Below are 23004 nucleotides of genomic sequence, written 5' to 3'. Positions count from 1 at the left end.
TTCACCTTTCGAGGTCCTCGGGGCCGAACGCGTCCGGCAGCACCTCACGCATCGGCCGCACGCCGCGTACGGTCTCCAGGAGCAGGTCCGGGCCGCCGTGCTCCCACAGCAACTGGCGGCAGCGCCCACAGGGCATCACCGGCTCGCCGCGCCCCTCGACCACCGAGACCGCCACGAGCCGCCCGCCGCCGGTGCCGTGCAGCGCCGAGACCAGGCCGCACTCCGCGCAGAGCCCCAGCCCGTACGAGGCGTTCTCCACGTTGCAGCCGGTGACGATCCGCCCGTCGTCGGTCAGCCCGGCCGCACCGACCGGATAGCCGGAGTACGGCGCGTAGGCACCGGCCATGGCCGTACGCGCGGCCTCCCGCAGCGCGGGCCAGTCGACCATCAAGCTCCCTCACCCTTGCGATAACGCATGCCGTCGGCGGCGGGCATTCGCAGCCGTTGCGCGGCGAACGCGAGCACCAGCAGCGTCGTGATGTGCGGGCTGTACGTGACGATCTCCCGCGGCAGCTCGTCGGTCAGGAAGAACCACAGGAGCACGCCGACGGCGACCACGGCCGAGATCACCGCGGCGACGTAACGGCCCTTGTAGCCGCGCCAGACCGCCAGTGCCAGCAGGCCGATGCCGATCAGCAGCAGCATGGCGTGCACCGCGCCCGCGCCGCCGCGCAGCTGCAGCGCGTCGGCGTAGCCGAACAGGCCGGCGCCGCCGGCGACCATGCCCGGCCGCCAGTTGCCGAAGATCATCGCGGCGAGGCCGATGTAACCGCGGCCGTTGACCTGCCCCTCCTGGTAGTTCGAGGACGCCACCATGGCCAGGAACACCCCGCCGAGACCGGCGAGGCCACCGGAGATCACCACGGCGGCGTACTTCATCCGGTAAACCTTCACGCCGAGCGACTCGGCGGCGATGGGGTTCTCCCCGCACGAACGCAGCCGCAACCCGAAGGCCGTACGCCACAGCAGGAAGAAGGAGGCCGGGACCAGCAGGATCGCGATCAGCGTGATCGGCGAGAGTCCCGTCAGCACTCCGCGTACGAGGCCGGCCAGGTCCGAGATCAGGATCCAGTGGTGGTTCTCGAGCGAGCCGAGCGGCTTGCCGACGCCGGGCACGCTCCACGTCGGGAAGCTCGGCAGCGGCGGCGACTGGGTCGCGCCGCCGCCCTGCTCGTCGGTGAAGAGCAGGTCCGACAGGTAACGCGTGACGCCCGGCGCGAGGATGGTGATCGCCACGCCGGACACGATGTGGTCGACGCCGAAGGTCACCGTGGCGATCGCGTGCAGCAGCCCGCCCAGCGCGCCGCCGATGACGCCGCAGAGCAGTCCCAGCCAGGGGTTGCCGCTGAAGTACGCGCCGAAGGCCGCGCCCCAGGTGCCGAAGGTCATCATGCCTTCGAGGCCGATGTTGACCACGCCGGAGCGTTCGGACCACAGGCCGCCGAGCGCGGCCATGCCGATCGGCACCGCGAGGGCGAGCGTCGCGCCCATCGTGCCGCTGGACGTGATGTCGGTCTCGCCGGTGATCAGCCGCAGCAGGATCAGGGCGACGAAGACCCCCAGGCCGATGACCAGACCACGGGTGGCGCCCCGCGGACGCGCGCCGCCGGTGTCCGGCGCCGGGGTCCGGACCTCCTGTTCGATCATGCTGGGACCTCTCCGAGCTGCGCGGCGACGTGCCGCTGGTCGATGCGCTTACCGACTCGGTTGACGATCTCGTAGACGACCACCACCGACAGCAGGACCGCGGCCTGGGTGATCGCCACGATCTCCTTCGGGATGTCGTTGAAGTCCAGGATCTGCGATGACTGGTCCAGGAACGCCCAGAGCAGGGATGCGAACGCGATGCCGACCGGGCTGTTGCGGCCGAGGAGCGCGATGCCGATCCCGGTGAACCCGATCCCGGTGGGGAAGTCGAGTGAGTAGGAGTACGAGCCGCCGAGCAGCTGCGGCATGCCGACCAGGCCCGCGATCGCGCCGGACATGCACATCGCGACGACGACCATGCGCTTCGCGTCGACGCCGCTGGCCACCGCCGCACTCTGGGACAGGCCCGTGGCCCGCAGGTCGTAGCCGAACCGGGTGCGGTTGACCATGAACCAGAAGGCGAAACCGGCCAGGGCGGCGACCAGCACGAAGCTGTAGACCTTCAGCTCGCTGCCGGGGTAGGTGATGCCGGGCATCCGGCCGGAGGAGGAGATCGGCTTGGTGCCGATGTTGTTGCTGCCGGCCACCTTGGTCGCCAGGCGACTCGGGTTCAGCAGGAAGGCGATGACGCCGGAGGCGATGAAGTTCAGCATGATCGTCGAGATGACCTCGCTGACGCCCCGGGTCACCTTGAGGAAGGCCGCGATGGCGGCCCAGAGGCCGCCGACGACGACCGCCACCACGACGATCACGACCTGGTGCAGCACGACCGGCAGCGCCCACGCGCCTCCCGCCGCCGCCGCGAGCATCGCCGCGAGGCGGTACTGCCCGTCGACGCCGATGTTGAACAGGTTCATCCGGAAGCCGACCGCGACGGCGAGCGCGGACAGGTAGTACGTCGCCGCGCGGTTCACCGTGTTGACGATGCTGTCCGGCTCCTTGCCGAACTCGAACATCGCCTGGAACGTCGAGGGCGGGTTGAACCCGCTCACCGACAACACGATCGACGTGATGGCGATGGAGAAGATCAGCGCGACGAGGGCCGCGACGATGGTCCGCGTGTACGATTTCGCGAGCACTCGGTAGATCACGCGGCACTCCCCTCTCCGGCGCCGGTCATCAGGGAGCCGAGCTGGTCCGGTGTGGTGGTGGCGGGGTCCGCCTCACCGACGAGGCGGCCGCGCAGGATCACCCGCAGCGTGTCCGACATGCCGATCAGTTCGTCCAGGTCCGCCGAAATGAGCAGCACCGCGAGGCCGTCGGCGCGCGCGTGGCGCAGGTGATCCCAGATCGCGGACTGGGCGCCGACGTCGACGCCGCGCGTCGGATGGGCGGCGATGAGCAGTTTCGGCGCATCGGACATCTCTCGTCCGACGATCAGTTTCTGCTGGTTGCCGCCGGACAGCGACGACGCGGTGACGTCGATGCCGGGCGTACGCACGTCGTACTCGCGCACGATCCGCTCGGTGTCACGGCGAGCGCCCTGGCGGTCGATCAGACCACCCTTGACGTTCGGCGGCCTGGTCTGGTGGCCGAGGATGCGGTTCTCCCACAGCGGGGACTCCAGCAGCAGGCCGTGCCGGTGCCGGTCCTCGGGGATGAACCCGATGCCCGCCTCGCGGCGCCGCCGGGTCGCCAGGCCGGTCAGGTCGGTCTCGCCGAGGGAGATGACGCCGGAGTCGACGGGCAGCATGCCCATGATCGCCTCGACCAGCTCGGCCTGGCCGTTGCCCTCGACACCGGCGATGCCGAGGATCTCGCCCTCGTGGATCGTCAGGGAGACGTCGTCCACGATCGCGCGGCCGGCGGCGTCGCGTACGGTGACGTCGCGCAGGGTGAGCACCGGCACGTCGGTCACGGTGGATTCGCGCAGCTCGGGTACGGGCAGCTCGCTGCCGACCATGAGCTCGGCGAGCTGCCGGGCGGTGACGTCGCCGGGCCGGACCGTGTCGACCGTGGTGCCGCGCCGGATGACCGTGATGGTGTCGGCCACCGACAGCACCTCGTCCAGCTTGTGCGAGATGAAGATGACGGTCAGGCCCTCGCGCTTGAGGTCGCGCAGGTTGCCGAAGAGCTCCTCGACCTCATGGGGTACGAGCACGGCGGTGGGCTCGTCCAGGATGAGGATCTTCGCGCCGCGGTAGAGCACCTTGAGGATCTCGACGCGCTGCCGCGCGCCGACGCCGAGCTGTTCCACCAGCCGGCCGGGCTCGACACCGAGCCCGTACTGGCGGGAGATCTCCTCGATCCGGCGCCGCGCCTTGCCGCCGATGCCGTGCAGCTTCTCGGCGCCGAGTACGACGTTCTCCAGGACGCTGAGGTTGTCGGCGAGCATGAAGTGCTGGTGCACCATGCCGATGCCGCGCGCGATGGCGTCGGCCGGACTGTGCAGGCTGACCTCCTCGCCCGCCACCTTGATGGTCCCCTCGTCCGGCCGCTGCATGCCGTAGAGGATCTTCATCAGGGTGGACTTCCCCGCGCCGTTCTCCCCGACGATCGCGTGCACTGTGCCGGCCGCGACCTCGATCTCGATGTCGTGGTTGGCCACTACGCCGGGGAAACGTTTGGTGATGCCGTGCAGCTCGACCGCCGGCCCAGTGGTCGCCGACTCAGTGGTGGACATGCCCCGCTCCTACGCCAGTGAGCCCGGGAGGGAGGCCGAAGCGGCCGCCCTCCCGGGCCCGAGCACTGATCGTTGTCACTTCTCAGGCGGCGTGATCGCTCCGGAGATGATCTGCTGCTTGAGGTCGTTCAGCGTGGTCGGCAGGTCGCCGAGAGCCGCCGGGTTCGACGTCGAGTAGTCGATGCCGTCGTTCTTGAGGCTGAACCGGACATCGCCCTTCTGGACGGTGCCGTCGCCGACGCTCTTGACGAAGTTGAACACCGCGGTGTCCACCCGCTTGAGCATCGAGGTCAGGACCCAGGGCTGCTCGTCCGCCGGTGCGGTCTTGTACTGGTCGGAGTCCACACCGATGAACCACTTCTTGTCGGCGGTGGCCGCCTGGAGTGAACCGGTGCCGGACAGGCCCGCCGCGGCGTACACGACGTCGGCGCCCTGGTCGTACATGCCCTGGGCGATCGTCTTGCCCTTGGCCGGGTCCTTGAAGCCGGTGAAGTCCGGCGGCTGGGAGATGTACTTGACCTGGACCTTGATCTTCGGGTTGATCTTCTTGGCGCCCGCGATGTAGCCGACCTCGAACTTCTTGATCAGCGGCGTCTGCACGCCACCGACGAAGCCGATGTTGCCGGTCTTGGACTTCTTCGCGGCCGCGGCCCCGACGAGGTAGGACCCCTCCTGCTCGGCGAACAGCAGGTCGGTCACGTTCGGCAGCTGGACGGTGTTGTCGTCCACGATCGCGAACTTGGTGTTCGGGTACTTCTTGGCGACCTTGGCCAGCGCCGGGGCGTACACGAAGCCCACCGCGACGACCGGGTTGTAGCCCGACTTGGCCAGCAGGTCGAGCCGCTGGATCTTGTCGTTGTCGCTCTCGCCCTCTTTGGCCTCGAGGTCCTTGACGTCGAGCTTCAGCTCGCTCTGGACCTTCTGCAGGCCGGCGTAGGCGGCGTCGTTGAACGACTTGTCACCACGGCCGCCCACGTCATAGGCGAGGCCGACCTTCACCGTCTTCTTGCCATCGCCACCGCTGCCGCCACCGGTGGTCGCCTTCTTGCCACCACAACCGGCGGCGCTCAGCGCCATGACCGCACTCGCCGCAATGGCGGTTATCTTCACTCCATGGCGCAAGGTAGCTCCTCCGTTTGTCCAACCCCGCCCGAAATGTGCCACCGGCACGAATCTCCTGGAGATTAGTCCGCAGCGGCGGTTGGACGGAACAAAGCTACCGTGTCGCAACGTGTCCGTTATCAAGGCGAAAGCCCATCGTCACAGGTCAGGCCGGGTGAAGACCGGCCTGACCGGGCTCAGGCCGGCTCGCCGACGGGCTCGGTGGCGCCCGCGCGGCGACTTTCCCACAGCGCGGTGAGTGCGGTGGCGACCATGACGCGGACACCGATGGAAATGCAGCGTTCGTCCACGTCGAAGGTGCCCCGGTGAAGGTCGTACGCCCCGGCCATGCCGGGTGCGGCGACGCCGAGCCGTGCCAGCGCACCGGGAATCGACTCCAGGTACCAGCCGAAATCCTCGCCGCCGAGGCTCTGCGGCGTGCCGGTCACGCCCTCCTCGCCGAGCACACTGCCGACCGCGGCGCGGAACATGTCCACGCTGGTCTTCTCGTTGACGGTGGGGGGAACGCCGCGGACGTAGTCGAGCTCGGCCTTGACGTCGTACGCGCTGGCCACCGAGTCGAGCAGGGCCTTCATCAGGTCCGGAGCCGAGTGCCACGCCTCGTCGTCGAGGCAGCGCACCGTGCCCTGGGCGACGCCCTCGTCGGGGATGGCGTTGGCCACCGATCCGGCCGCGATCTGGCCCCAGACCAGGCTGAGGCTGGAACGCGGGTCGACCCGGCGCGACAACGCGGCCGGCAGCTCGGTCACGATCTTGGCCAGGGCGTAGACCAGGTCGGCGGTGAGGTGGGGGCGTGCGGTGTGGCCACCTGGGCCGCTGACCCGGACGTTGACCTTGTCGCAGGCGGCGGTGATGGGGCCGGCCCGCAGGCCGAGCCGGCCGACCTCCACGCGGGGGTCGCAGTGGAGGGCGAAGATCCGGTCGACACCGGCGATGCCACCGGCCGCCATGACGTCGAGGGCGCCGCCGGGGTTCTCCTCGGCGGGCTGGAAGATCAGGCGTACGCGTCCGGGCAGCTGCCCGGCGGCGGCCTGCTGGGCGAAGAACCGCGCCACGCCGAGCAGGATCGTGGTGTGGACGTCGTGCCCGCAGGCGTGGGCGACGCCGGGCACGGTGGAGCGGTAGGGGACGTCCTTCTCGTCCGGCAGCGGCAGCGCGTCGATGTCGGCCCGCAGCGCCACGACCGGTCCGTCGCCGCAGCCGACCTCGCAGATCAGCCCGGTGCCCTTGGGCAGCGGCGTCGGGCGCAGCCCGGCGGCGGTCAGCTCCTCCGCGATGCGTGCGGTCGTGCGGTGCTCGGCGAAACCGAGCTCGGGGTGCATGTGGATGTCGCGCCGGAAGGCGATCAGCCGGTCCCCTTGACCGGCGAGAAAGGAGTCGAGCTGTGCTTGCAGCCCTCCTCCCGGCCCGTCGGTGGGCTCATTGCCGCGGAGTTCAGATCCCCGCATGTGTCACCTCCCGTGGATTCACGAATCTGTCCTCCCGGAACTCCGTGATGCCCGCCGCGACGATGTCCTCCATCGAGCCGCCGGCGGCGATGATGCCGCGCTGGCGTTCGTACGGGGCGCCGTGGTCGAGCACGTCCGAGACGACTTTCAGGTCTTCGGCGCAGCCGAGCCGGTCCGCGATCGGCTCCAGCTCGTGCACCAGTTCGTACAGCTCGTCGCGGAGCGGGGCCGTCGTGCCCTGGTCGTCGGTGATGACGATGGCGTCCAGGCCATAACGGGTCGCACGCCACTTGTTGTCGCGTACGACCCAGGCGGCCGGGCTCGGCAGCGTGTAGCCCCGGTCGAGCTGGTGGTCGAAGAGTTCGACGAGCGACTGGCAGAGCGCCGCCGCCATCCCGACCTCGCGCAAGGTCGGGATCCCGTCGAACATCCGGATCTCGATGGTGCCGAAGTCCGGATGCGGCCGGATGTCCCACCACACCTCTTTGATGCTGCGGATCGTGCCGGCCCGCAGCAGCGTGTCCATGTAGTCCTCGAACTCGGCCCAGTCGGCGAGCAGGTGCGGCGGCCCGGCCGTGGGGAGCGAGCCGAACACGATCGCCCGGCTGGAGGCGAGCCCGGTGTCGCTGCCGCTCCAGAACGGGCTCGACGCGGTCAGCGCGAGGAAGTGGGGAAGGTAGGCGGACAGCGCGTTCACGATCGGCACGGCCTTGTCGGCCGAGCGGACGCCGACGTGGACGTGCACCCCGAAGGTCTGGATGCGCCGCGCGAGCCACTGCATCTGCTCGACGAGCTCGGCGTAACGCTGGACCGGCGCCATGACGGCGTCGCGCCAGTCACTGATCGGATGGGTGCCGGTGCACGCGAGAGCGGTGCCCCGTGGATCGGTCACGGAGCGCAGGTCGGCGATCGTGGCGGCGAGGTCGGCGCGGGCCTCGGAGACCGTGTGGCAGATGCCGGTGACGATCTCCACGGTGGATTCCATGAGCTCGTGCCGGATTTTCGGATTCTCCTGGGCCTCGCTGAGTCCGGGCAGCGCGGCCAGCACCTCGCGCGCGTCCTGCCTGAGACGCATGGTCTCGGCGTCGACGAGCTGGAGCTCCCACTCGACGCCGAGTGTGGCTCCCCGTGATGCGTTGAACTCGATGGCCACGGCCAACCTCCGATCTCAATCCTTGCAGGTTAATGCCACGCACGTGGCACAATCCGGCCAGCACGTCCACCGACCGGCGGCTCGTGGATACCGGATGGTCCCGCTTGGACCTGGGGACAATGATGCCGCTCATGGCGGCCGGGCTCGCGACGTCTTTGCCCCGCGATGTGCGGTTGACTCAAGCTGAGCACCCGTGCGCTCATCGTTGCCACCCGTTTCGGCTACACGCAATCCCTACTAATGACCAAATTGATCATGACCGGCCGATCGTCGGCGCTCGGGCATGGTCAAGGCGTGATGGCCATCCCCGCCAGGATGCGGCCCGCGAGGTCCGTGTCACCGTCGATCTCGACGTCGGCGCCGGTGGCCGGGATCCGGCCACCGCCGAGGCGTACGAACGTCTCCCACGCCATGCGGAGGCGTACGGCCTGCTCGGTCTCGCCGTCGCGAAAACGCGCCCGGCGGTCGTCGCCGATCTCGACGCGCCACCGGTGCTCCGGCGTCTCGATGACCACGGCCTGCCCGGGTGCGGCCCCCGCGCGCTTGCCGATCACGAACGGCAGGGCTCCGGCGAGGATCTGCCTCGAGCAGTCGGCGCCCGGCCCGTCCAGGTTGCCCGGACGCGCCACAGCCCGCCGTACGTCCTGTTCGTGCATCCAGACGTCGAACGCCCGGTTGGCCACGAAGTCGCCGTAGGGCATGGTGCGCCCGAACGGTGTGTCGGTCATCTCGGACAGATCGATCGCTCCGGAGCGCAGCATCGTCAGTCGCCGGTCGATGACGTCGCGCAGCTCACCGAGGATCTTCGCGGGCTCACTGTCGCGCCGCGCCTCGACGTCGATCGCGGTGTTGGCCGCGGTGCGGGTCTCACCGTCGTCGGTGTCACCGAGCAGATACCGCTCGACTCCCAGGATATGTGAGTACTGGTCTTTGACCGACCAGCCGGGGCACTCCGTCGGGCGGTCCCAGTCCGCCGGATCGAGCTCGTCGCCGAGCGCGAGCATCGACCATGACGTCTGCTCGAAGGCGTCGATGTTGGTCTGCCAGGCCGTCTCGCCCATGGATCTGTCTCCGTTCGCCGGGGGTGCGCTGGATCAGGTCAGTACGCGTCCGGCGGGACGTAGACGCCCCAGACGTCGCGCAGCGCGTCGCAGACCTCGCCGACCGTCGCGCGCGCCCGCAGCGCCTCCCGCAGCGGATAGAGGAGGTTGGCGTCACCGGCCGACAGGTCGCCCTCCTCGGCCTGCGCGCCTTCCTTCTCCGCGAGCCCGCGCAGCTCGTCGAGCCGCCGGCGTACCTCGTCACCGTCGCGTTCGTCGCGGAGCCTGGCCAGCTTGGCGGCCTGCGCCTCGCCGATCGACGGGTCCACGCGCAGCGGATCGTAGGGCTCGTCGCCGTCGGTACGGAACTTGTTGACGCCGACCACGACCCGCTCACCATGGTCGATCTCCAGCGCCGTGCGGTAGGCGGACCGCTCGATCTCGTTCTTCTGGAAGCCCTTTTCGATGGCGTTCACCGCGCCGCCGAACTCCTCGACCTGGTCCATGAGGGCGCGGGTGGCCTCCTCGATGTCATCGGTCATCGACTCGACGGCGTACGAGCCCGCGAACGGGTCGACGGTCCTGGTCAGGTCGGACTCGTTGGCGATCACCTGCTGGGTGCGCAGGGCGAGGCGCGCGGCCTTCTCGGTGGGCAGCGCGATGGCCTCGTCGTAGGAGTTGGTGTGCAGCGACTGGGTGCCGCCCATGACCGCGCCGAGCGCCTGGATGGCGACCCGCACCATGTTGACCTCGGGCTGCTGGGCGGTGAGCTGGACCCCGGCGGTCTGGGTGTGGAAGCGCAGCATCTGCGACTTGGGGTTCTTCGCGCCGAACTCCTCGGCCATGATGTGCGCCCAGATCCGGCGTGCCGCGCGGAACTTTGCGATCTCCTCCAGCAACGTGGTGCGGGCCACGAAGAAGAAGGACAGCCGGGGTGCGAACGCGTCGACCTCCAGACCGGACTCGACCGCGGCGCGCACGTACTCCTTGGCGTTCGCGAGGGTGAACGCGATCTCCTGTACGGGCGTCGCCCCCGCCTCGGCCATGTGGTAGCCGGAGATCGAGATGGTGTTCCACCTCGGGATCTCCTCCTTGCAGTAGCGGAAGGAGTCGGCGACCAGGCGCAGGCTGGGCTTGGGCGGGAAGATGTAGGTGCCCCGGGCGATGTACTCCTTGAGGATGTCGTTCTGGATCGTCCCGGTGAGTTTGCCGGCGGGTATGCCCTGCTCTTCGGCGACGAGCTGGTAGAGCAGCAGGAGCACCGCGGCGGGGGCGTTGATCGTCATCGACGTGGACACCTGGTCCAGCGGGATGCCGTCGAACAGCGTCCGCATGTCCTCGATGGAGTCGATCGCCACGCCGACCTTGCCGACCTCGCCGAGCGCCATCGTCGCGTCCGAGTCGTAGCCCATCTGGGTGGGCAGGTCGAAGGCGACCGAGAGACCGGCCGTGCCCGCCTCGATCAGCTGGTGGTAGCGGCGGTTCGACTCCGCCGCCGTGCCGAACCCGGCGTACTGCCGCATCGTCCACGGCCGGCTGGTGTACATCGTGGGATAGACGCCACGGGTGAAGGGGAACTCCCCCGGCTCGCCCAGCGCGGCGGGGTCGGCCCCGGCCCGCGTGTCCGGTCCATAGACGGGCTCGATCGGCAGTCCCGACTCCGAGTCCATGGTGCAATCACCCTTCCCACTCGATCCCCGGGCCGGTCAGCCGCGCCGCGAGGAACTCCAGGCGCGCCACCCGATGGTGCCGAGCACGATCGCCAGCACGATGTTCACACATACCAGGATTCCGTGCACGACGTAGAACGCCGTCGAGCGGGCCGGGCCACTACCCAGATTCTTCGCGAGCATGAGCCATTCAAAGATCATGAATGCGGCAAGACCCAGCACAAATCCTGATGCAAGCCGAGAGATGTTCATCAAGCACCATTATCAGGGGTAGACCCATGTGGTCATTCAGGTACTGGTCGTCTAGCGTTGGGCCGCCATGCGAAAAGTCGTCTCTTTGCTCGCCGTCTGCGGCACTGCAGGATCTCTTCTGTACGTCCCCGCGGCACATGCCGGCACCGCGAGCGCCGGCACCACGGTCGGCGGCGCCAAGCTGGCCGGCCACGGCTACATCCACGATCCGGGAACCGCGGAGCCGCCGCACATCACGGCGTCCTCGTACGTCATCGCGGACCTGGAGACGGGCCGTGTATTGGCGGCCAAGGACCCGCACGGGCACTACCGCCCGGCGAGCACGCTCAAGACGCTCACCGCGATCACGCTGATCCCCCGGCTGGACCCGCACAAGAAGTTCAAGCCCTCCCCCGCCGCCGTCAACGCCTCCGGCTCCGCGGTCGGCCTGGACACCAAGCTGTCCTACACGGTGAACGACCTGTTCCACGGCCTGCTGATGGTGTCCGGCAACGACGCCGCGATCGCGCTCGCCGAGGCGGGCGGCGGGATGCCGCACACGCTCGCCGCGATGAACGCCGAGGCCCACCGCATCCAGGCGCTCGACACCGTCGCCCGTACGCCGAACGGCCTGGACGACGACCCGCCGCTCACGCTGAAACAGCAGCACAGCTCCGCGTACGATCTGGCCCTGATCATGAAGCAGGGCCTGACCCTGCACGACTTCCGCAAGTACGTCGGGGCGACGCTCTACCAATGGCCGGCGCTGCCGACCAAGGAGGAGCGCAAGAAGGGCCACAAGACCGGCGGCTACGAGATCGGCACGCACGACCACCTCCTGCTCGGCGACCGCTACCCCGGCATGATCGGCGGTAAGAACGGCTGGACCAGCCACGCGCTGGGCAGCTTCGTCGGCGCGGCCACCCGCAACGGGCACACGATCATCATTTCGCTCATGCACGCCCAGTCCGACTTCTGGCCCGACGCCCGCGAGCTGCTGAACTGGGGCTTCGCGGAGCGCGCCAAGGCCGAGCCGGTGGGCACGCTCGTGGACCCGATACCGCCGCCGGCCAAGCCCACGCCGAAGGCCGTGGCGAACCGGCCGGTCTCCGACGCGCACGGGGCGTCCTCCGGCGGGCTCGACTGGTGGAAGGTCGGGCTGCCCGCGGGCGCGGCCGTCGCGATCATCGCCGGCCTGGTCCTCGGCCTGCGGCGGCGTCGCCGCCCCGCCGAAGAGCCTTCGGCCGGTGACCCGCTGCCGTCCGATGACTGGACCGACCCCGGATCCGGCGCCGACAAGCCACCACCGCCGTCACGCCGTCCGCCCGGCGACGTCAAGGTCGCGGGAGCGCCCTCGACACCGGACGGGGACGACGTCCCGCCCTCCTGGCAGACGCACCCGAACCCGATCCAGGAGCCCGCGGATGAGGGCGCCGGCGAGACGCAGAACGGACGCGGCCCGTTCGAGCCGGTCGATCAGGACAACGGCGAATCGGCCGAGGGGAAGAAGACGGCACGCGACGAGCCGTACGGCGACGAGGCCACGCACTCCTGATCAGGACTCGCGCGACGATCGCGGCGCCTCCGGCTCGGGCTCCTTCGCCTCGGGCTCCTTCGCCTCGGACTCGTTCGACTCCGGCTTCTCCGGCTGCGGCGCGTCCGCCTTGAGGATCACCCGGCGCGTCGCCGTCCACGCGGCGGTGAACAGGATGAACCGCGACGAAAGGTTGATCCACACCACCAGTCCGGCGATCACCGCAAAGGAGGCGTACACCGGGTTACGTACGGTGTGCGCGACCAGGAAGGCGCCGACGAGCTTGAGCACCTCGAACCCGATCGCGCCGAACACGCAGCCGCGCAGCAACTGCCGCCAGGACGCCTTCGTGCCGGCCAGCGTCGTGAACAGGATGAAGAAGATCAGGCCGTCCGCGACGACCGCCACGGACAGGGCGATGAGCCGCAGGAGACTGCCCGCGCCGGTCACGTCCGCGAGCCCCACCCAGTCGAGCACCGCGTGCGTCGCCGACGAGGCCGCGGAGGACAGGATCACCGACGCGAGCAGCGCCAGGCCGAGCAGCCAGAGCACGCCGAGATCGCGGAGCCGGTTGACGACGGTGTTGCCGTCGTCGGCGGCGCCTTGCCACATCGTGCGCAACGACTCGCGCCAGACCCCGATCCAGCCCAGCCCGCTCCACGCCAGCCCGAAGAGGGCGAGGACCCCGGCACCGGCCTTGGCCGAGGCGATCTGGGCCACCGGGAGCCGGTGGGTCAGCTCCGGCAGGATCTGGTCGATCGCCTTGGCGACCGCGTCGCGCGCGTGCGGGCTGATCGCCACCGCGTAGCCGGTGACGGCGAACGCCAGGGCGACGAGCGGGAAGAAGGACAGGAAGCCGTAGAAGCTGAGCGCGGCCGCGAGCCGGTCGCCGCGCTTGTCGCGGTAGCGGTCGTAGGCACGGCCCAGGTGGTCGAAGGTCCTCCACCGGGCGCGGGAACGGCGCAGGACGCCGGTGACGCCGTCTTGGAGTGAGCTGAACCAGTGACGCAGACTATCCACGACCGCCGCCATTTCGACGGACTACCCCCCGCAGGCACAAAGATTCAAAAGCGGAAACCCGGATTCGGCCCCAGGCGTCCGACGGGCACGTCTCAGCCCGAAACTCCGGCGCCGAAGGCGAAGTCGCGCTGGGGGCGCCACACGCCGTCAAGACCGTGTTCGTAAAGCGAGAAACCCCAGACCGGAAACTCCGCCTCGTATTCGGACAGCTCCTTGAACGCCCGATCGAGCAGCTCATCGGACAGATGATGAGCGACCGTCACGTGCGGATGGTAGGGGAATTTCAGCGCGCGCTCCAGCGGGCCGCGCCGTACGTGACGCTCGAGGTTCTCGCACTCGCTGATCCCGATGGCCAGGGCGACGAACACCACCGGCGAGATCGGCCGGAACGTTCCCGTGCCGCGCAGGAGGATCGGGAAGGGCCGCTCCTGCGCCGCCACCTCGCGCAGGTGTCCCTCGATCTCCACCAGCGCGGCCGGCGTGACCCGGATCGGGGGGATCAACGTGATGTGCGTCGGGATGGACCGCGCGAGCGGATCTCCGAACGACTGACGCGATCGCTGGAGTTCGAGGCCGTACGGGTCAGGTATCGGGATGGCCACCCCGATGGTTCTTTCCCCCGGGTCAGGCACGGCCCAGGAACCCGACCCGATCGCGCACGTTCTCCATGGTCCGCCGGGCGACCTGGCTCGCCCGCTCGGCGCCGCGAGCCAGCAGCCGGTCGAGCTGTGCCTCGTCGGCGAGGAGCTTTTCGGTGCGCTCGCGGATCGGCGTGAAGGTGTCGAGCACGGACTGGGCGAGATCCTTCTTCAACGTGCCGTACCCCTGGCCCTCGTAGCGGCGCTCCAGGTCCGGGATGGGCGTGTCGGTCAGCGCGGAGTAGATGCGCAGGAGGTTCGTCACGCCGGGTTTGTTCTGCTCGTCGGCGACGATCTCGGTGCCGGTGTCGGTGACCGCCCGCATGACCTTCTTGCGCAGCGGGCCCGGGTCGTCGAGCAGGTCGAGGATGCCCTGCGGCGACGACGAGGACTTGCTCATCTTGGCCGTGGGCTCCTGCAGGTCGGTGATCTTCGCGGTGGCCTTGGGAATGTAGGCCTCCGGCGTCACGAACGTCTCGCCGAACCGGTGGTTGAAGCGCTGCGCGAGCGTACGGGTCAGCTCCAGGTGCTGCCGCTGGTCCTCGCCGACCGGGACCTGGTCGGCCTGGTAGAGCAGGATGTCGGCGGCCTGGAGGATCGGATAGGTGAACAGCCCGATCGAGGCCGCCGAGGTGCCTTCCTTGGCCGACTTGTCCTTGAACTGCGTCATCCGGCTCGCCTCACCGAACCCGGTGATGCACCCCAGCACCCAGGCCAGCTCGGCGTGCTCGGGCACGTGGCTCTGCACGAACAGCGTGCTGCGTTCCGGGTCGATGCCGATCGCGAACAGCTGGGCCGCGGCGACCCGCGTACGCCGTCGCAGCAGCGCGGGATCGTGCGCCATCGTGATCGCGTGCAGGTCGACGACGCAGTAGAACGCGTCGTGGGTGTCCTGCATGGCGACCCACTGACGAAGGGCGCCGAGGTAGTTGCCGAGGTGGAACGAGTCGGCGGTCGGCTGGATCCCGGACAGGACGCGCGGACGCGCGGCACCCGACGGAGTGGACGACGGATTGGGCTCGGTGGGCATACGTGAATTCTCTCAGGACTCGTCGTGCTCCGGTTCGGGGACCGGCGGAGGAGTGACGCGTACGCGCGCGACCCTCCTGCCGTCCACCTCAGTGACAGAGAGACGATGCCCGCCGACCATGGTCATCTCCCCTACCTGGGGAAGATGACCGAGAACGGCCATGAGATAGCCCCCGACCGTCTCGTACGGGCCTTCGGGCAGCTCAACGCCGGTTTCGTCGGCGAAGTCGTCGAGGTTCAGCAGGCCGTCGATCTCCAGCGCGCCGCCGTGCAGGCGTCGTGCCTGGGCGTCCTCGACGTCGTACTCGTCGCGGATGTCGCCGATCAGCTCCTCGACGAGATCCTCGAGCGTCACGATCCCCGCCGTGCCGCCGTACTCGTCCACGACGATGGCCAGATGGTGGCCCTCACGTCGCATCTCGGACAGCACGGCCAGCACCCGTTTGCTGGCCGGGAGGTACAGCACCGGGCGGATGACGTCGCCGACCGGCGTCGAGAGCCCGGACTGCGCCGGGTCGAGCAGGTCACGGACGTGCACGAACCCGACGACGTCGTCATGGGACTCGCGGTAGACCGGATAGCGCGAGTGCGGGCTGCCCGCGGCGATCTGGGCGGCCTTGAACAGCGGCGTCGACTCGTCGAGGAACTCCACCTCGGTACGCGGCACCAGCACCTCGCGCAACTGGCGTTCGCCTGCCGCGAAGACCTCCTCGATGAGGTCGCGCTCGTCCGGGGCGATCTCGGTGTTGCCCGCGACCAGGGCCCGTACCTCCTCGGCGGTGATCGCCTCGCGTGAGGTGTTCGGGTCCCCGCCGAGCGTGCGCACGACGATGTTGGTGGACTTGGACAGCAGCCAGATGACCGGCCGCGCGATGATCGCCATCCGGTCCAGGAAGGGCCCGACCAGCACGGCCACACCCTCGGCGTTCTGCAGGGCGAGGCGCTTGGGCGCCAGCTCGCCGATCACCAGGGTGACGTAGGAGATGATCAGCGTGACGCCGACGACGCCGACGAACCCGGCCAGTCCGTCGGACATACCGGCATGCTTGACCAGGGCGTCCTTGGCGGTCCCCGACAGCGTCACGGCTCCGTACGCTGACGACAGCAGCGCGGTGAGGGTGACACCGATCTGCACGACGGCGAGGAAGCGATTGGGGTCGCTGACGAGCTTGGCCACCGCCGCGCCGCGCCGGCCGCGCTCGGCGAGCCGGCGGACCTGACTGTCACGGAGGGAGACAAGAGCGAGCTCGGACGCGACGAACAGCGCCTCGATCACGATGAGCGCCAAGACGATGGCAGCGCTGGCGAGCGTTCCCGTCATGGGAAACGCCGGTGTCTATGTGGGTCGTCCATGTCCTGGTCGGTTGTTCGGAAAGACTAGGGCTGTAAGCGTACCCGTTCATGGTTACAGGAGGTCTTCATGAAGCTACTCGTCACGGGTGGCGCAGGCTATATCGGCAGCGTGGTTTCCGCGCGGCTGCTGGAGTCCGGGCACGAGGTGGTCGTCCTGGACGACTGCTCGACCGGCCACGCCGACGCCGTGCCCTCCGGCGCCCGGCTGGTGCGCGCGACGCTCCGCGAGGCCGCCGGTGACGTGCTTTCGGAGGGTTTCGACGGGATTTTGCACTTCGCGGCCAAGTCGCTCGTGGGCGAGTCGGTGGAGAAGCCCGGGCTGTACTGGGACAAGAACCTCGGTGAGTCGCTGGCCCTGCTGGAGGCGATGCGGGTGCACCGGGTGCCGCGCATCGTGTTCTCCTCCACGGCGGCGACGTACGGCGAGCCGGAGCGCACCCCGATCGTCGAGACCGACCCGACCCGGCCGACGAACCCCTACGGGGCGTCCAAGCTGGCCATCGACACGACCCTCGCGGAGTACGCCCGGATGCACGGCATCGGCGGAGTGAGCCTGCGCTACTTCAACGTCGCCGGAGCGTACGGCGCGTACGGCGAGCGGCACACCGTCGAGACCCACATCATCCCCAACGTGCTCAACGTGCCCCTGGGGTCACGCGAGTCGGTGTCGATCTTCGGCACGGACTACCCCACGCCGGACGGCACGTGCATCCGCGACTACATCCACGTCGTGGACCTGGCAGCGGCCCATCTGCTGGCCCTCGACGCCTGCGCACCGGGTGTTCACGAGATATTCAACTTGGGCAGCGGCTCGGGCTACTCGGTACGCGAGGTCATCGACGTCTGCCGCGAGGTGACCGGACAGCCCATCCCGGCGGTGGAGGGCCCGCGGCGGCCTGGCGACCCTGCCGTCCTGGTCGCCTCTTCGGCCAGGATCAGCGAACGCCTGGGCTGGAAGCCCGAGCGCGACCTGCGCTCGATGGTGACCGACGCGTGGGAGTTCGCGCGCAGGTGAACGCTATGATCGCCCCTCCTGCGACTGACGTGGTGACACTTGAACTTCGATGAGATCTACGGGCGCCCGCCCGAGGGCGTCTGGCGCGCACCGGGCCGGGTCAACCTGATCGGCGAGCACACCGACTACAACGACGGCTTCGTCCTGCCGTTCGCGCTGAGCCAGGGCGTGACCGTGTCCGCCGCCCGGCGCGACGACGGGGTGTTCGCGGTGCGTTCCCTCCAGGCGCCCGAGACGGCCGAGGTGTCGGATCCGGTGCCGGGATCGGTCACCGGGTGGGCGGCGTACGCGGTCGGGGTGGCTTGGTCGCTGCGCGAGGCCGGTCACCCCGTCGGCGGGGCGTCGCTGCTGATCGACGCCGACCTGCCGCAGGGCGCGGGCCTGTCCTCCTCGGCGGCGCTCGAATGCGCCGTCGCGGTGGCGCTGTGCGACCTGTACGACCTGCCGGTGCCAGGGCCGGAGCTGGCCCGGATCGCGCAGCGCGCGGAGAACGACTTCGTCGGCGTGCCGTGCGGGATCATGGACCAGTCGGCGTCGCTGCTGTGCACGTCGGGGCACGCGCTGCTGCTCGACTGCCGTAGCGGCCTGTCGGCGCAGGTGCCACTGGACCTGACGGAGCTCACGCTGCTCGTCATCGACACCAGAGCCGAGCACGAGCTGGTCGACGGCGGGTACGCCGACCGCCGAGCGGCCTGCGAGAAGGCGGCCGAGCTGCTGGGCGTGCCGGCACTGCGGGACGTCACCGACCTGGGCGAGGCGCTGTCGCAGTTGGGCGACCCGGTGCTCCGGCGCCGTACCCAGCACGTGGTCACCGAAAATCACCGGGTCGAGGCGGCCGTGGGTCTCCTGCGGGCCGGGGTGGTCGGCGAGGTCGGCGCGCTGCTGACGGCCTCACACCTGTCGCTGCGGGACCAGTTCGAGGTGTCCTGGCCGGAGGCCGACGTGGCGGTCGAGGAGTCCGTACGCGCCGGCGCACGCGGCGCCAGGATGGTCGGAGGCGGCTTCGGCGGCTCGGTGGTCGCCCTGGTCCCGTCCGACCGCACCGACCGCGTACGCGAGGCGGTGAGGGCGGCCTACGCGGATCGAGGCTGGCCCGAGCCCCGCTTCCTGGACGCGACCCCCTCAGCCGGCGCCGGCCGCCTCAGCTGACCTGCCGCACGAGCGCCTCCCCGGCTCCGCCCGGAATCCGGCGAGGGCCCTCGGCTCTTTCCGCCGATCCAACGATCGACCCCGCACGCCCGCGCGGGGCCTGCACGCCGCGAGGAGAAGGAGCCAACTTGGCCCGCTCGGGCAGACCCGCTCGGGCAGTCACCGCCCACTCAGAGGGACCATCCCACTCCTATCCTTGTGGCCTGCGGATTCGGCCACAAGGGCGTTCCACAGGCTGTGGATAACCGGCTGCGGTCCCGTGCGTGTGAGGAGCCGGGGCCGTGCGCCGAGAGGCCGGGTATGAAGATCGGCGAAACGCCTGTGGCGCTCGGGTCGGTACCGCCATGCTTGGGGCATGCGGCGGTATGACGCGATAACGGTGTTCCTGCTCCTGGTCGGGGGCGTGATCCTTCCGGTGGTCGGCTGGGTGGCCGGGGCCGTGATGCTCCTGGTCTCGCGGCGGTGGACGTTCCGCGACAAGCTGGTCGGGCTGCTCGTCTGGCCGGGCGGGCTCGCGCTCGCCGCGGGGCTCATCGTCCTCGCGCCGACCCGTCAGTGCGTCTACGTCGACGACTCCGCCGGCCACCGTCATGGTGGCGAGTGCACGGGGGCGACGATCCCCGGCTGGCTCGGCGTTCCCCTGCTCGTCCTGGCGATCCTCGGGCCGCTGCTCACGGCGATCTACCTGGCACGGCGCTCGCGCCGGAGTGGCCGAGTGGCCGAGGCCGCAGCCGAATAGGAACGGCCGCCGTCCCCGCGAGGGGTCCGGCGGCCGTGACGTTGGCGTCGGCTCAGATCAGGCCGAGGTTGCGGACCGCGTCGCGCTCCTCGGCCAGCTCGCCCACCGACGCGTCGATGCGGTCGCGGGAGAACTGGTTGATCTCCAGGTCCTGGACGATCTCCCAGGCACCGTCCTTGCAGACGACCGGGAACGAGGACACGAGTCCCTCAGGGACGCCGTAGGAGCCGTCCGACACGACGGCCATGGAGGTCCAGTCACCCTCGGGCGTGCCGTTCACCCAGGTGTTGACGTGGTCGATGGCGGCCGACGCCGCGGAGGCCGCCGAGGAAGCGCCACGCGCCTCGATGATGGCCGCGCCGCGCTTGGCGACGGTCGGGATGAAGGTGTCGCGGAGCCACTCGGCGTCGTTCAGCGCCTGCGCGGCGTTCTGGCCGCCGACCTCGGCGTGGAAGACGTCGGGGTACTGCGTCGCGGAGTGGTTGCCCCAGATGGTGAGCTTCTTGATCTGCGAGACGGGTACGTCCAGCCGCTTGGACAGCTGCGCCATGGCGCGGTTGTGGTCCAGGCGGGTCATCGCGGTGAAGCGGTCCGAGGGCACGTCGGGCGCGTGGGACCGGGCGATGAGGGCGTTGGTGTTGGCCGGGTTGCCGACCACCAGCACGCGGATGTCGCTCGCCGCGCCGGCGTTGATGGCCTCGCCCTGCGGCTTGAAGATGCCACCGTTGGCCTCCAGCAGGTCGCCGCGCTCCATGCCCTTCGTACGCGGGCGGGCGCCGACGAGCAGGGCGACGTTGGTGCCGTCGAAGGCACGCTTGGCGTCATCGGTGACGTCGATGCCCTCCAGCAGCGGGAACGCGCTGTCGTCGAGCTCCATCGCGGTGCCCTCGGCGGCCTTGACCGCCGCGGGGATCTCCAGCAGGCGCAGGCGTACGGGCACGTCGGGGCCGAGCAGCTGCCCGGAGGCGATGCGGAAGAGCAGTGCGTAGCCGATCTGGCCCGCCGCACCGGTCACGGTCACATTGACGGTCATCGTTGGTTCTCCTGCTGTGAGAGGTCCTCGCCGAGCGGAACCGCGGAGGTCTCTCGCCGTCGAGATATTCCACGGGCCAGGTTATCGCGCGCCCTCCAGGGCGGGCCCCGAGGGTATGACAACCGGGACGCCGCGGCGTCCCGGTCGTCTCACAGCGTGTGGAACTTCCACGGCCCACCGGCACATGGAACCCGTACTCACATCGTGAACGGGCCGAACGGGTAGGCGTCCCACAGCGCACGCTCGGCGTCGCGCGGCGCGTTCACGACCCGGGACGGCAGGTCCCAGACCATCGTCGAGCGCACCGGAGCCCTGTAGGCCGGCCATACCGGGCGTGCGACGTGGCGGCGGCGGTTCGGGTCGCCGGTGCGCGCGAACGAGGTCCAGGCGTCGACCATCTGGCCGGACAGCCGGGTCAGCCGGGCCCGGTCGGCCGCCAGCGCCTCGTCACCGCCCTCGATCCCGGTGAACCGCAGCGTCCCGAACATGAACGGCAGGTCGATCGTGTGGACCGCCCCGACGCCCTTGGGCGGGCTCCAGTCGAACTCGTAGGCGTACGTCGGCCGCCAGCGGCTCTGCGCCTGCGCGAGCCGGGTCATCGGCACCCGCATGCCCTGGTCGCCGAACATGGCGAGGGCGGCGTCCCGCGGCGAACGGTCCTTCTCGTACGCCGCGACCATCCGCTTCTTCGACGCGGCGAGCTCCGGCGGGAAGAAGGCGGGGTACTGCGCGGCCAGCTTGTCCAGCCCCTGCGGATCCATCTGGCCGAAGAAGTTCATCTCGTCGCGGTCGGTGCCCATCAGCAGGTCGATCCCGCGGGCGTTGCCCGCCGCGACGCGGTCGGTCACCGGGCCGCGTACCAGCCGGCCGTCGACGTACGGGCCGAAGAACAGCGCGCCGCCCGCGGCGCCGGGCGCCTGCTCGGCCATCTTCTCCTGCAGCGCGAGGACCTGCTTCGTGGACATCGCCTTCAGGCCGGCGATCGTCCGCACCGGGAACCCGGCGGCGAGCTTCTTCTCGAACGCCGCCGAATGCACCAGGGCGCCACTGCCACTCTGCAGGATGGCGTGCCGGAACAGCCGCTCGGGATGGTCGGTGGCCAGCATCGCCGAGATCGAGAACGCGCCCTCGGACTCGCCGACCGCCGTCACGTTGCGCGGATCGCCGCCGAAGTCCGCGATGTGGTCGTGGACCCAGCGCAGCGCGGCCATCTGGTCGCGCAGCCCGTTGTTCCCGGACCCCTTGTACGTCGGGTCGAGCCCGCCGAGCTCGGACCAGCCGAACACCCCCAGCCGGTAGTTCAGGGACACGACGACCGCGTCGCCCCGCGTGGACAGGGTGGTGCCGTCGTAGCGGGCCTCGTTGGCCGTGCCGAACCGGGCCGCGCCGCCGTGGATGAACACGATCACCGGGCGTTCGGCCCGATCGGGCCTTGGTGTCCAGACGTTCAGGTACAGGCAGTCCTCGTTCGTGTACTCCTTCTTGTCGTCGGGATAGTCCTCCGAGTACTGGTCGCGGTCCTGCGGGCAGACACGTTTCCCCTCGGTCGCCTTCAGCGTGCCGTGCCAGGGCCGTACGGGCTGCGGTGGCTTGAACCGCCGCGGGCCGGTCGGCGGCGCCGCGTACGGGATCCCGCGGAAGGCGCAGACGCCGCCTGCGGCCGTACCGTCGACGGAGCCGAGCGAGGTCCGGGTCGCGCAGCCGATGCGGTCCGCCGCCTTGGCGGTGGTCGTGGTGTTCGCGGCGTTCGCCGCGCAGCCGGTGAGCGCCAGGGCGCCGAGAACGGCCGCCAGCCCGAGTCTTGTGTTCATGAGCGGTTCTCCTTTCGAGACCGCTCCGACACTCCGACGCCGGCGTACTTTCGCGGATCGCCGGGCGGAGCGAACCGCGTCTCACTCCTGCGAGCGACCCGCCACCGCCAGCCCGGACTCGTAGGCGAACACGACCGCCTGGGCGCGATCACGCAGCCCCAGCTTGGTCAGCACGTTACTGACGTGCGTCTTCACCGTGTGCTCGCTGACCACCAGCTCCGCCGCGACCTCGGCATTGGAAAGGCCGCGGGCGACCAGCCGCAACGTGGCGATCTCGCGTTCGGTCAGCTCGCCGAGGCGTGCGGCCAGCCGCGGTCGCGGGCCGCCCCGCCCGACGACGTCCGCGATCAGCCGCCGGGTCACCGACGGCGCCAGCAGCGCCTCGCCCGCGGCGACCGTACGTACGCCATGGACCAGTTCCTCGCGGCGTGCGTCTTTCAGCAGGAATCCGGCGGCGCCGGCGCGCAGTGCGTCGTAGACGTATTCGTCGAGGTCGTACATGGTGAGCACGAGCACCCTCGCCGACGTACGCGTACAGATCTCCGCCGTGGCCTCGACGCCGTCAACGCCCGGCATCCGGATGTCCATGAGCACCACGTCGGGTTCCAGCTCGACCGCGGCGGTGATCGCGGCGGCCCCGTCGGAGGCCTCGCCGACCACCGTGATGCCGTCTTGCGCGTTGAGGATCAGGGCGAAGCCGCCACGGAACAGGTCCTGGTCGTCGACGACGAGCACACGCAGCACGATGG

21 protein-coding genes are annotated in these 23004 nt (G+C 69.8%); 4 read left to right on the top strand and 17 right to left on the bottom strand.

From position 1 onward, the window contains the following. Nucleotide 1 precedes the first annotated feature (1 nt). The 10 genes from FB559_RS18915 to FB559_RS18870 all read right to left on the bottom strand — a co-directional run bounded on the left by FB559_RS18915 (nt 2) and on the right by FB559_RS18870 (nt 10955). Nucleotides 2-388 (bottom strand): cytidine deaminase, encoded by a 387-nt coding sequence (locus tag FB559_RS18915; RefSeq protein WP_141956857.1) that lies wholly within the window; start codon nt 386-388, stop codon nt 2-4. Further along, on the bottom strand, nt 388-1644 hold the full coding sequence (locus tag FB559_RS18910; RefSeq protein ID WP_425455118.1) for an ABC transporter permease: 1257 nt from the start codon (nt 1642-1644) through the stop codon (nt 388-390). The genes FB559_RS18915 and FB559_RS18910 overlap by 1 nt, the downstream gene beginning before the upstream one ends. Further along, nucleotides 1644-2738 carry an ABC transporter permease gene (locus FB559_RS18905; protein ID WP_246121730.1) on the bottom strand — a complete coding sequence of 365 codons (1095 nt, stop codon included), beginning with the start codon at nt 2736-2738 and terminating at the stop codon, nt 1644-1646. The genes FB559_RS18910 and FB559_RS18905 overlap by 1 nt, the downstream gene beginning before the upstream one ends. Further along, nucleotides 2735-4270 (bottom strand): ABC transporter ATP-binding protein, encoded by a 1536-nt coding sequence (locus tag FB559_RS18900; protein WP_141956855.1) that lies wholly within the window; start codon nt 4268-4270, stop codon nt 2735-2737. The genes FB559_RS18905 and FB559_RS18900 overlap by 4 nt, the downstream gene beginning before the upstream one ends. Before the next feature lie 75 nt (nt 4271-4345). Continuing rightward, nucleotides 4346-5392, bottom strand: a complete 1047-nt coding sequence (locus FB559_RS18895; RefSeq protein WP_246121728.1) for a BMP family lipoprotein — start codon at nt 5390-5392, stop codon at nt 4346-4348. 176 nt (nt 5393-5568) lie between these two features. Next, complete coding sequence (locus FB559_RS18890; RefSeq protein WP_141956854.1) at nt 5569-6840, bottom strand: amidohydrolase; 1272 nt, start codon at nt 6838-6840, stop codon at nt 5569-5571. Then, the gene (locus FB559_RS18885) at nt 6827-7993 is read right to left on the bottom strand and encodes a glutamate--cysteine ligase (RefSeq protein ID WP_141956853.1); all 1167 of its coding nucleotides are present in this window, start codon (nt 7991-7993) and stop codon (nt 6827-6829) included. Before FB559_RS18885 ends, FB559_RS18890 begins: the two co-directional genes overlap by 14 nt. Nucleotides 7994-8280: 287 nt before the next feature. After that, entirely contained in the window at nt 8281-9054 is a 774-nt protein-coding gene (locus tag FB559_RS18880) for a maleylpyruvate isomerase family mycothiol-dependent enzyme (protein WP_141956852.1), read from the bottom strand. 38 nt (nt 9055-9092) lie between these two features. After that, nucleotides 9093-10703 carry an acyl-CoA mutase large subunit family protein gene (locus FB559_RS18875; protein ID WP_141956851.1) on the bottom strand — a complete coding sequence of 537 codons (1611 nt, stop codon included), beginning with the start codon at nt 10701-10703 and terminating at the stop codon, nt 9093-9095. Nucleotides 10704-10739: 36 nt separating this feature from the next. Continuing rightward, nucleotides 10740-10955, bottom strand: a complete 216-nt coding sequence (locus tag FB559_RS18870; RefSeq protein ID WP_141956850.1) for an SCO4848 family membrane protein — start codon at nt 10953-10955, stop codon at nt 10740-10742. Between the two features lie 67 nt (nt 10956-11022). On the opposite strand from FB559_RS18870, the gene FB559_RS18865 reads away from it, so the two are divergent. Continuing rightward, complete coding sequence (locus tag FB559_RS18865; protein ID WP_141956849.1) at nt 11023-12489, top strand: D-alanyl-D-alanine carboxypeptidase family protein; 1467 nt, start codon at nt 11023-11025, stop codon at nt 12487-12489. On the opposite strand, the gene FB559_RS18860 is transcribed toward FB559_RS18865, so the two are convergent. From FB559_RS18860 to FB559_RS18845, 4 genes are all read right to left on the bottom strand, one after another. Then, entirely contained in the window at nt 12490-13488 is a 999-nt protein-coding gene (locus FB559_RS18860) for a YihY/virulence factor BrkB family protein (protein WP_185792286.1), read from the bottom strand. It abuts the gene before it with no gap. A 92-nt stretch (nt 13489-13580) separates the two neighbouring features. Further along, nucleotides 13581-14090, bottom strand: coding sequence for a 2'-5' RNA ligase family protein (locus FB559_RS18855; RefSeq protein ID WP_141956847.1), 510 nt, complete (start codon nt 14088-14090; stop codon nt 13581-13583). 22 nt (nt 14091-14112) lie between these two features. Further along, the gene (trpS, locus tag FB559_RS18850) at nt 14113-15156 is read right to left on the bottom strand and encodes a tryptophan--tRNA ligase (RefSeq protein ID WP_141956846.1); all 1044 of its coding nucleotides are present in this window, start codon (nt 15154-15156) and stop codon (nt 14113-14115) included. A 12-nt stretch (nt 15157-15168) separates the two neighbouring features. Continuing rightward, a complete protein-coding gene (locus tag FB559_RS18845) occupies nt 15169-16476 on the bottom strand; it encodes a hemolysin family protein (protein ID WP_141956845.1) in 1308 nt (435 codons plus the stop codon). 99 nt (nt 16477-16575) lie between these two features. On the opposite strand from FB559_RS18845, the gene galE reads away from it, so the two are divergent. The 3 genes from galE (at nt 16576) to FB559_RS18830 (ending at nt 19411) form a co-directional block, all read left to right on the top strand. Beyond that, complete coding sequence (gene galE, locus FB559_RS18840; RefSeq protein ID WP_141956844.1) at nt 16576-17523, top strand: UDP-glucose 4-epimerase GalE; 948 nt, start codon at nt 16576-16578, stop codon at nt 17521-17523. 39 nt (nt 17524-17562) lie between these two features. Further along, entirely contained in the window at nt 17563-18672 is a 1110-nt protein-coding gene (galK, locus tag FB559_RS18835; protein ID WP_141956843.1) for a galactokinase, read from the top strand. Between the two features lie 355 nt (nt 18673-19027). Then, nucleotides 19028-19411 (top strand): hypothetical protein, encoded by a 384-nt coding sequence (locus FB559_RS18830; protein ID WP_141956842.1) that lies wholly within the window; start codon nt 19028-19030, stop codon nt 19409-19411. Between the two features lie 52 nt (nt 19412-19463). Here the strand turns inward: FB559_RS18830 and FB559_RS18825 are convergent, their stop codons facing one another. From FB559_RS18825 to FB559_RS18815, 3 genes are all read right to left on the bottom strand, one after another. After that, nucleotides 19464-20444 (bottom strand): malate dehydrogenase, encoded by a 981-nt coding sequence (locus FB559_RS18825; protein ID WP_141956841.1) that lies wholly within the window; start codon nt 20442-20444, stop codon nt 19464-19466. A 197-nt stretch (nt 20445-20641) separates the two neighbouring features. Further along, a complete protein-coding gene (locus FB559_RS18820) occupies nt 20642-22255 on the bottom strand; it encodes a carboxylesterase/lipase family protein (protein ID WP_141956840.1) in 1614 nt (537 codons plus the stop codon). Nucleotides 22256-22336: 81 nt separating this feature from the next. Beyond that, nucleotides 22337-23002, bottom strand: a complete 666-nt coding sequence (locus FB559_RS18815; RefSeq protein ID WP_141956839.1) for a response regulator — start codon at nt 23000-23002, stop codon at nt 22337-22339. Between the last annotated feature and the right edge of the window lie 2 nt (nt 23003-23004).

The sequence above is a fragment of the Actinoallomurus bryophytorum genome (assembly GCF_006716425.1).
In the GTDB taxonomy this organism is placed as follows: Bacteria; Actinomycetota; Actinomycetes; order Streptosporangiales; family Streptosporangiaceae; genus Actinoallomurus; species Actinoallomurus bryophytorum.
Note: the sequence above shows the minus strand (reverse complement) of the source record. Positions and strands in the feature narration are given on the sequence as shown.